Origin of the sequence: Streptomyces flavofungini (genome assembly GCF_041028215.1) — a bacterium.
GTDB classification, from domain to species: Bacteria; Actinomycetota; Actinomycetes; order Streptomycetales; family Streptomycetaceae; genus Streptomyces; species Streptomyces flavofungini_B.
This window is the reverse complement of sequence record NZ_JASKYR010000700.1, coordinates 1-4,098: the sequence shown is the minus strand read 5'-3', so window position 1 is coordinate 4,098 and position 4,098 is coordinate 1. Positions and strand designations below refer to the sequence as shown.

General features: G+C 74.6%; 4 protein-coding genes. 2 read left to right on the top strand and 2 right to left on the bottom strand.

Going from position 1 to position 4,098, the window contains the following annotated elements; genetic code table 11:
- A partial coding sequence (locus AB8Z36_RS32760; RefSeq protein WP_369217023.1) for a UDP-N-acetylglucosamine--N-acetylmuramyl-(pentapeptide) pyrophosphoryl-undecaprenol N-acetylglucosamine transferase occupies positions 1 to 535 on the bottom strand: 535 nt, incomplete at its 3' end.
- Between the two features lie 211 nt (positions 536 to 746).
- Between AB8Z36_RS32760 and AB8Z36_RS32755 the strand changes: the two genes are divergently transcribed.
- Positions 747 to 1,490, top strand: coding sequence for a response regulator transcription factor (locus AB8Z36_RS32755; protein ID WP_369217022.1), 744 nt, complete (start codon positions 747 to 749; stop codon positions 1,488 to 1,490).
- Positions 1,487 to 2,893, top strand: coding sequence for a sensor histidine kinase (locus tag AB8Z36_RS32750; RefSeq protein ID WP_369217021.1), 1,407 nt, complete (start codon positions 1,487 to 1,489; stop codon positions 2,891 to 2,893). Before AB8Z36_RS32755 ends, AB8Z36_RS32750 begins: the two co-directional genes overlap by 4 nt.
- Positions 2,894 to 2,926: 33 nt before the next feature.
- Here AB8Z36_RS32750 and AB8Z36_RS32745 read toward each other — a convergent pair whose 3' ends face one another.
- The gene (locus AB8Z36_RS32745; protein ID WP_369217020.1) at positions 2,927 to 4,036 is read right to left on the bottom strand and encodes an alpha/beta fold hydrolase; all 1,110 of its coding nucleotides are present in this window, start codon (positions 4,034 to 4,036) and stop codon (positions 2,927 to 2,929) included.
- Positions 4,037 to 4,098: the final 62 nt, after the last annotated feature.

The following is a 4,098-nucleotide window of genomic DNA, read 5'->3' as shown; positions in this document are numbered from 1 at the left end:
GGGCCTCGGACCGCAGCGCGGCCCGGTCGAGCGAGGCCAGCGGCGCGGCGATCGGCATCCCGGTGGTGTGCGCCCGCTCGCCGCCCGGCAGATGCGCCCGGCTGCGGTCGAAGGCGACGGCGATGTTCGGGGTGAGGCGGGCCGCGAACCGGTTGGCGCGGCCCGGCACGGCGTTGGACTCGTGGATGAGGCTCGGCAGGCCCGCCATGCGCGCGCCGACGATGACGGGGGCGCTGGGATAGCCGCCCATCCCGACGGCCGCCCCCGCGCCCTGCTCCCGCAGGATGGCCCGGACCTGCGCGCCGGACTTCAGCAGCGCGGCGGGCAGCAGATAGCGGCGGGCGCCGAGCGACGGATCGAAGGGGATCATGTCGACGGTGTGCAGCCGGTACCCGGCGTCCGGTATCAGCCGGGTCTCCAGGCCGCGTTCGGTGCCGACGAAGGAGATCACGGCGCCGGGCACCGCCCGCCGCAGCGCGTCGGCGAGCGCGAGACCCGGATAGATGTGCCCGCCGGTGCCGCCCGCGCCGATCACGACGGAGAGGCCGGGGCGCCCGGCACGGCGAGGGGCCCTGGTGTACGGAAAGCCGTCGAAGCCGTCGAAGCCGTCAGAGCTTTCGGAGCCGCCAGAGCTGCCGAAGCCGCCAGAGCTTTCGGAGCCGTCGGAGTGAGAGGTTCGCATGGCCGGGAAGCCTGGCGAGAGGGTCTAAGAGGGTTTTAAGAGCCGCGTTTGGCACCGTGTACGCATGAGCTTCACGAGCCTGACCGGCAGAGGCGGCCCGCCGGGCGCGGGCGGCGCGGCGGCGCACAGAATCCTCGTCGTGGACGACGACCCCGAGGTCCGCGCCGCCGTCGAGGACGCCCTGACCGTCGAGGGCCACCGGGTGCGCGGCGCGGCGGACGGCCACCGCGCGCTGACCGCGGTCGCCCGCTGGCAGCCTGACCTGGTGGTCCTCGACGTGCTGATGCCGGTCATGGACGGCCTCGCCGTCTGCCGCCAGCTGCGCGCGGCGGGCGACCGGACCCCGGTGCTCGTCCTGACCGCCCTGGACTCGGTGAGCGAGCGCGTGGACGGTCTGGACGCGGGCGCCGACGACTACCTGGTCAAACCGTTCGCCCTGGACGAGCTGGTGGCGCGGGTACGGGCCCTGCTGCGGCGTCTGACGCCCGAGCAGCCCGCGAGCGACGGCGACGGCCTCTCGTACGGCGATCTCGTCCTCGACCCGGCCACCCGCACCGGGCGGCGCGGGGAGCGCCGCCTGGAGTTCAGCCGGACGGAGGCGGTCCTGCTCGAAGTGCTGCTCCGCAACGCGGGGCAGGTGCTGCCGCGCGAGCTGATCCAGCAGACGGTGTGGGGGCGCGACTTCGGGCCCGACTCCAACTCCCTCGCGGTGTACGTGGGCTATCTGCGCCGCAAACTGGAGTCCGGCGGCGAACCGCGCCTCGTCCACACCGTGCACGGCGTCGGCTACCGGCTCGGCTCCCCGTGAGCGCCCGGCGCAGGCTGGGCGCGCGCTGGCGGCGGCGCAGGCCGCTGCGGACCCGTCTGGCGATCACCGCGGCGGCGGCCGTGGCGCTGGTGGCGGTCGGGGTGTGCGCGGCGGCGTTCCTCGTGATCCGCTACAAGCTCTACCAGCAGCTCGACCAGAACCTCGCCCAGTCGGCGACGCTCATCGCCCAGGAGCACCGCACCGAGGGCCCCGGTGTCCTGACCGGCGAGTGCCGTTTCCTCGGGGCGCCCGCCTGCTCGCAACTGGTCCCCGCCGACGCGGGGCGGGACCCGGACAAGCCGTATCTGCTGCCCGTGTCGGGGGCGACGCGCGAGGTGGCCGCGGGCGAGCGGCGGCCGTACTACTCGAACTTCACGCTGCCCGGCGGCCGGCCCGGCCGTATGTTCACGACCACCCTCAACAGCGGCCGCGACGAGGCGGTGCAGGTCGCCCTGCGCGCCGACATCGCCGAGCGCGGTGTGCGCCAGGCCGCGTCGCTGCTCGCCGCGGTGGGCGGCGCGGGCGTCCTGCTCTCCGCGCTCGGCGGCTACTGGGTCTCGCGCACCGGGCTCGCCCCGATCACCCGGCTCACCGCCACGGCCGAGCGCATCGCCGCCACCCGCGACGCACGGCACCGCATCGAGCTGCCGCCGGGGCCGCCGGGCCGCGAGGACGAGGTCACCCGGCTCGCCGCCTCCTTCAACACGATGCTCGCCGAGCTGGAGGAGTCCGTCGCGGCCCGCCGCCGCCTGGTCGCCGACGCCTCGCACGAACTGCGCACCCCGCTGACCGCGCTGCGCACCAACGCCGAGCTGCTCGCCCGGGCCGACCGGCTGACCGGCGCGCAGCGCGAACGCGCGTCGGGAGCGCTCGGCAGGCAGCTCCGCGAGGTCACCGGCCTGGTCAACGACCTGATCGAGCTGGCGAGGGACGAGGAGCCGCAGCCGCTGCTCGAAGAGGTGCCGCTCGCGTCCCTCGCCGCACACGCGGTGGACGCGGCGCGCGGCCACTGGCCGGACGTGCCGTTCACGCTGTACGTCGCCCCGGAGGCGGCGGACCTCAGCGTCCCCGGCGTCCCCGCGCGGTTGTCCCGGCTGCTCACCAACCTGCTGGACAACGCCGCCAAGTTCAGCCCGCGGGGCGGTGCGCCGGTCGAGCTGGCCCTGACGGCGGCCTGCCTGACCGTGCGCGACCACGGGCCGGGCATCGCCGAGGAGGACCTGCCGCACGTCTTCGACCGCTTCTACCGCGCCGAGAGGGCCCGCGCCCTGCCGGGCTCCGGCCTCGGTCTGGCGATGGCCCGCCAGACCGCGCACGCGCACGGGGCGGAACTGACGGCGGAACGGGCGCCGGGCGGCGGGGCGCTGTTCCGCCTGACGCTGCCGTCGGCCCCGCCCGAGTAGCCCGGCCGCTGCTTCCCGGCGTATCCGGCCCCGCTACTTCTTGGCCCAGGCGCAGCTTCCGAGGGTGGCGTGGCCCTTGTCGAGGAGGCGGTCGGCCTCCCGCTCGACGAGCACGCGCGTGTGCCCGCCCTTGCCCTTGCCGTCGCTCTTGCAGACCACCGTGCGGTCGTCGTGTCCGGCCATGTCGACGAGGATCTGGTCCCAGTGCCGGTACTGCACGTCGTGTCCGGAGTCGGCGTACGTACGCACCTTGCGCACCTCGGGCAGCTCGCGCTGCCAGGCCTTCAGGGTCTGTGGCGGGACAGTGGTGTCCTTCTTGCCGCCGTAGAGGTAGACGGGCGCGTCGAGCTTCGACAGGTCGGGGCCCGGACGCCCGCAGTACAGCCGCTGCTCGTGGACCTGGGGCGCCGGGTCGGCCTGCTGGCCGCGCTGGTTGTAGGTCCGCGCGCCCTCCTCGTACGCCGTGTCGGCGAAGCCGGGTATCGACTTCACGGGGCTGTCGTCGGGGAAGGCCCACCACTTGCGCGGGTCCCTGATCTGGTCCCGGACGGCGTCGGCGAGGGCGTCGTCGCTCATGCCGCAGAAGGCGGGTTCCTTGCCGTAGGGCGGCAGGGCGGCGGCGAGGTGCAGCGCCGAGACGCGGCCGGGGGCCCTGGCGGCGAGCTCGGCGGCGTACGGTCCGCCGCCGGAGATCGCGACGACCGTGAAGTCCTTCACCTTCAGGCGGTCCATGACGGCGAGGACGTCCTCGGCGTAGTCGCCCTTGTCGAGCCCGGCGTCGAACTCCGTGTCGCCGAAGCCGTTGCGCTCCACGGAGATCAGCCGCAGGCCCAGGTCCTCGCGGGTGGTGCGGAAGAAGTCCGTCATGTGCGAGGCGCGGGCGCTCGTGCCGGTGCCGCCGATGTACAGGACGGGGCGGCCGTCCTTGTCGCCGGTGTCCGAATAGTGTGCCGTCCGCCCGCTCGCGAGCTTCGCCGCGCGCACCTGCGGGCCGAGCGAGTCGAAGTCGTCCTGCACCTTCGGCTCGGGCGGCGGGCTCGCACTGACCTCACCCGAACCGGCCACGAACAGCGCCCCCAGGACGGTGACGGTGGCGGCTCCTATGGCGAGAGCGGCGGTGCGGGCGTGGCCGGACGACGTCACGAAGTCTCCTGGGGCGGGGGATGTCTGCTGCCCGCGCCTGCCCTGGCCCCTGGGCCTTAAAC

Excerpts from the sequence above, each read along its gene's own strand:
- AB8Z36_RS32755 (WP_369217022.1), top strand. The coding sequence starts at position 747 with ATGAGCTTCACGAGCCTGACCGGCAGAGGCGGCCCGCCGGGCGCGGGC.